Origin of the sequence: Quadrisphaera granulorum (genome assembly GCF_003149145.1) — a bacterium.
In the GTDB taxonomy this organism is placed as follows: domain Bacteria; phylum Actinomycetota; class Actinomycetes; order Actinomycetales; family Quadrisphaeraceae; genus Quadrisphaera; species Quadrisphaera granulorum.
The window spans coordinates 1-3,773 of sequence record NZ_QGDQ01000060.1; the positions used below are offsets into that span (position 1 = coordinate 1).

The window sequence follows — 3,773 nt, forward strand, 5'->3', positions numbered from 1 at the left end:
GAAGGCCTCGGCTTCCACGTCGCTCTCACCGACGCCGAAGCCCAGGCCGCCTGAGTCACCTCCCAGCGCACCTCTCGGTCATTTTCGAGTGATCGTCGCGGGGAGGGGCTGTCTCGGGCCCGGAAGATGTGGACGGGTCACCGCATCCCCTTGACCGAGATCAAGGACGTGAGCGTCACAGCGCTGACGTTGCGGTGCTCATCACAGATCACGCAGATCTTGGCGATCGATCGGCTCCCCGTGCGGGAAATCCCGATCGATCGCCAAGATCTGCAACCCGTTGCCGCGGAAACTGTGCAGGTCACGGGCTGGTGTGGCGTGCAGAACTTCCTTGATCGTCGAGGAGGAGGGGGGTGGGCGCTGGTGCAGTTCAGGGGCGTCGCGGCGCGAATGACGCCCCTGAAGTGCGCAGGCGCGGCGGTGCTTGGGCGGCGGCCGGCCAGTCAGCCGAGGGTCTCCAGCGCGGCAGCGAAGCGCTGCTTGGCGCGGGCCCACCGGCTGCGCGCGGACGACGCACCGAGCCCCAGCACCGCCCCGGCCTCGGCGATACCGAGACCGTCCCACGCCACCAGCGTGAGGAGCTCCCGGTCATCCTCGGGCAGCAGCTCCAGCGCCTCGCGCACGCGCTCGGCAGGCCCGTCGGCGCTGGCGTGGCCGGCGTGGCTGGCGGAGGAGCGTTCGGCGCGTGTGAGGTCGTCGCGGAGCCGGTCGGCGAGCGCCTCGCGCCGCACCTGCCCACGCCGGTGGTTGGCGAGCACGTTGCGGGCCACGCCGAACAGCCACGCCGCGGCGGCGTCGTTGTCCTGAGGAAGATCATCGCGGCGGCGCCAGGCGGTGAGCAGTACCTGGGCGACGACGTCGGCGGCGTCCTCGCTCGGCTGTACCCGGCGTAAGGCGTAGGCGAGCAGTCTCGGCGCCACCGTTCCGAGGAACGTCTCCAGCGCCGCGTCATCGCGTCCGGGGAAGGCCCGGGCGGTGCTCGTCAGAGGGCGCGGACGGTGCTGGCCGCGCTCGTCGCGGTCGAGGTTGGCGATCACGGCTGGGTCGTCGCGCCGTTGGGGCTGGCGGAGTCGCCGCCGTGCGGGTGGAGCAGCGCATCGCTGCAGCCCAGCTCCGCGAGGCGCTCCACCTCCGGGGCGTTCTCGGCGCGGGCGGCCGAGGCCATCTCCCGCATCTCGGCGACGATGCCGCCGCCGTCGGTCGCAGCGAAGACCGGCCACTCGGCGGACGCTGCCAGCTGGTCGGTGGCGGTGGTGTGCGCGGCATCGCCGGGGGTGCTGGCCAGCCACGCCGCAGCCCAGGAGCACTGCCCGTAGGTCGCGTAGCTGCGCGCGACCAGGGTCTCCTGGAGCATGCCGCCGGAGGCTCGCGACGCCATGACCGTCCAGGCGGCGGCCGACGCGGCGTCGGTGCCCGGCGCAAACGTCACGTAGGCCGGACGCAGCGACTCGACGACGTCCGGGAAGTCGGGGGCGCTGCTGTCGAGCCACTCGGTGGTGTCGTTCTCCGTCATGCCCGGCGCTCCGAACCATCCGGTGCGCGCCGCGTGCACGGCTGCCGCAGCGGTGCCGCTGAGGGCGAGCGTGCCGGCCAGCGCGATGAGCCCGACGCGCGCGCCGCGGGACAGGCGGCGCCGTCCGCGGCGGCGGGACAGCTCGTCGCCGGGAAGGGCGGCCGTGCTCGTGCCGGAGGCCAGTGCTGACTGCTGCGCTGAATCTCGCGCTGACTGCTGCGCCGACTCCTGGGCTGCCACCCTCCGGTTGAGCTGCGCCAGGGAGGCCAAGACCGCCACGTCAGCGGTGGGGGCGGGCGGCTCGGCGTCGGCCAGCAGCCGGTGCAGGTGCTCGTCGTCCACGGTGTCCATCTCTCCTCGGGTGCCGGCGAGCCTGGCGGCCCGTCACCCAGCACCTGTCCGGCAGCGGCGCAGACGTCCCAGCAGACCTCGAGGACGCACCGAAGCGTCAGGACGTCGGCGGACCGCCACGCGCGTCGAGCAGGGCATGGAGCACCGTGAGCTCGCTGGTCTGCGACGCCACGATCGACTGCGCCAGGGTGCGCTCGGCGGTGTCACGCGCTGGCAGCAGACCGAGCGCAGCCTGCGCCATCTCCACGCCCGCTTCGTGGTGGGGGATCATCAGCTGCAGGTAGAGCCGCTCCGCGTCGGTACCCCGCGCGGCCTGCAGCCGGGCGAGCTGGTCGGCGGTGGCCATGCCGGGCATGGAGTCCACGCCGCTGACTCCGACACTCCACCCGGCGCCCGACCCGCTCGTGCTGCCCATGCCGTCCATAGCGTTCATGCCGTGCATCCCGGCCATGTCGTGGCCGCCGCCCCCGCCATCTCCAGCACGAGCCATCCACGCCATCACCGGCTGCGACCCGGTCTGCGGCAACCCCCACAGCTCCAGCCAGCCGTGCATCTGCCCGGCCTGCTGCTGCTGGGTGAGCAGGATGTCGGTGGCCAGCTGGCGCACCTCGGGGTCGTCGGTGCTGTTCAGCACGGACAGTGACATCGTCACCGCCTGCCGGTGGTGCGCCTGCATGTCTCGGGCGAAGCCGGCCTCCACCGACTCGTCCGTCGGTGCGGCCACAGCACTGGCCGACGACGACGACGGTCCGGCGCGCGCCACGAGCGCCACACCGAGCCCCACCGCCGCCGCGAGGCAGACCGCCGCGAACATCGCCAGCGCCGTGACGAGGCCCGAACGCTGTCCGGAGGAACTGTCGTCTGCGAGGCCCTCGTCGTCGTCGTCCGAGACGCCCTCGTCGTCGTTCTCCGGGAGGGTGTCGGCGGGCAGGTTCACGCGGGCGTGCCGACCGCGCCGCTGCACGCCCCGCCCGGCTCCTTGGTCTGCGGGCCGTTGACGTACTTGCGGATGAAGACCGCCAGGCGCGGGTCGTCGGCGTTCGGCAGCTGAAGCTGCTCGCCCCAGGCGCTGGCCACGACCGGGCTGGGGATGCCGGCGTACGGGCTGAGCAGCGTGTAGTCGCTGACGGAGACCGCCTCGCGGAGCTTCGCGACCTCGGCGGCGGGCAGCGACGGGTCGTAGGTGACCCACACCGCTCCGTGCTCCAGGGAGTGGACGGCATTGCGGTCTTTCACCTGCGCCTGGTCGGTGTAGACGCCGCAGTTCTGCCAGTACTGGTCGTGGTTCCCGCCGACCGGAGGCAGCGGGTCGTACGTGACGTCGGTGGTGACGTGGTCCCGGCCGAGGTCCTTGCCGTACTTGCCGCCGTACTCCTTGACGCCCTCGATGGGCTTCTCGGCGGCGGCCGCGAGGGCACGCTCGTCCGCGGTGTCGACGTAGATGACCGTGGCCACCACGGCGACGACGACGGCGACAGCGCCCGCCGTCAACCCGATGACGAGCCGACGGTGCCGTTTCTCACGGCGCTCGGCCTCCTGCCGAGCTGCTGCGGCGCGGGCGGCGCGCTCGGCGCGGTCGATCTTGCGGGGTTCGGCCACGCGTCGATCGTCGCATGACGTCAGGAGTCGCTACCCGGAGTCGCGGTGCATCAGGCGCGGCCCCACAGCTCGAAGGGCGTGCGGCCCGGCCTGAAGCCGCAGCACTCTGCGACGCTAGCGGCCGTGCGCGAGGTTGATCGACGGCGGCCGATGGTCTCCGTGCCGAGTGCTCCCCGTGCGTATGGCGCCACGGGCGATCGGGTTCATGGCGGGACGGGGGGTGTCCCTATGTCGTTGTCAAGCGGCCAGGGCCACCTCAGAGCTCGTCGGCGTCGTCCGTGGGCGGTAGGGCTGACGGTCACGCAGCATC

At 72.6% G+C, this 3,773-nt stretch carries 4 protein-coding genes; all 4 read right to left on the reverse strand.

Going from position 1 to position 3,773, the window contains the following annotated elements; all coding sequences use genetic code 11:
* Positions 1 to 443: 443 nt before the first annotated feature.
* Entirely contained in the window at positions 444 to 1,037 is a 594-nt protein-coding gene (locus tag BXY45_RS22540; RefSeq protein WP_211319862.1) for an RNA polymerase sigma factor, read from the reverse strand.
* Entirely contained in the window at positions 1,034 to 1,864 is an 831-nt protein-coding gene (locus tag BXY45_RS22545) for a hypothetical protein (protein ID WP_109776778.1), read from the reverse strand. Before BXY45_RS22545 ends, BXY45_RS22540 begins: the two co-directional genes overlap by 4 nt.
* Positions 1,865 to 1,961: 97 nt before the next feature.
* Complete coding sequence (locus BXY45_RS22550; RefSeq protein ID WP_211319863.1) at positions 1,962 to 2,828, reverse strand: DUF305 domain-containing protein; 867 nt, start codon at positions 2,826 to 2,828, stop codon at positions 1,962 to 1,964.
* Positions 2,798 to 3,463: a thioredoxin-like domain-containing protein gene (locus BXY45_RS22555; protein WP_245961975.1), complete on the reverse strand. Its 666-nt coding sequence runs from the start codon at positions 3,461 to 3,463 to the stop codon at positions 2,798 to 2,800. The genes BXY45_RS22550 and BXY45_RS22555 overlap by 31 nt, the downstream gene beginning before the upstream one ends.
* Positions 3,464 to 3,773 lie beyond the last annotated feature (310 nt).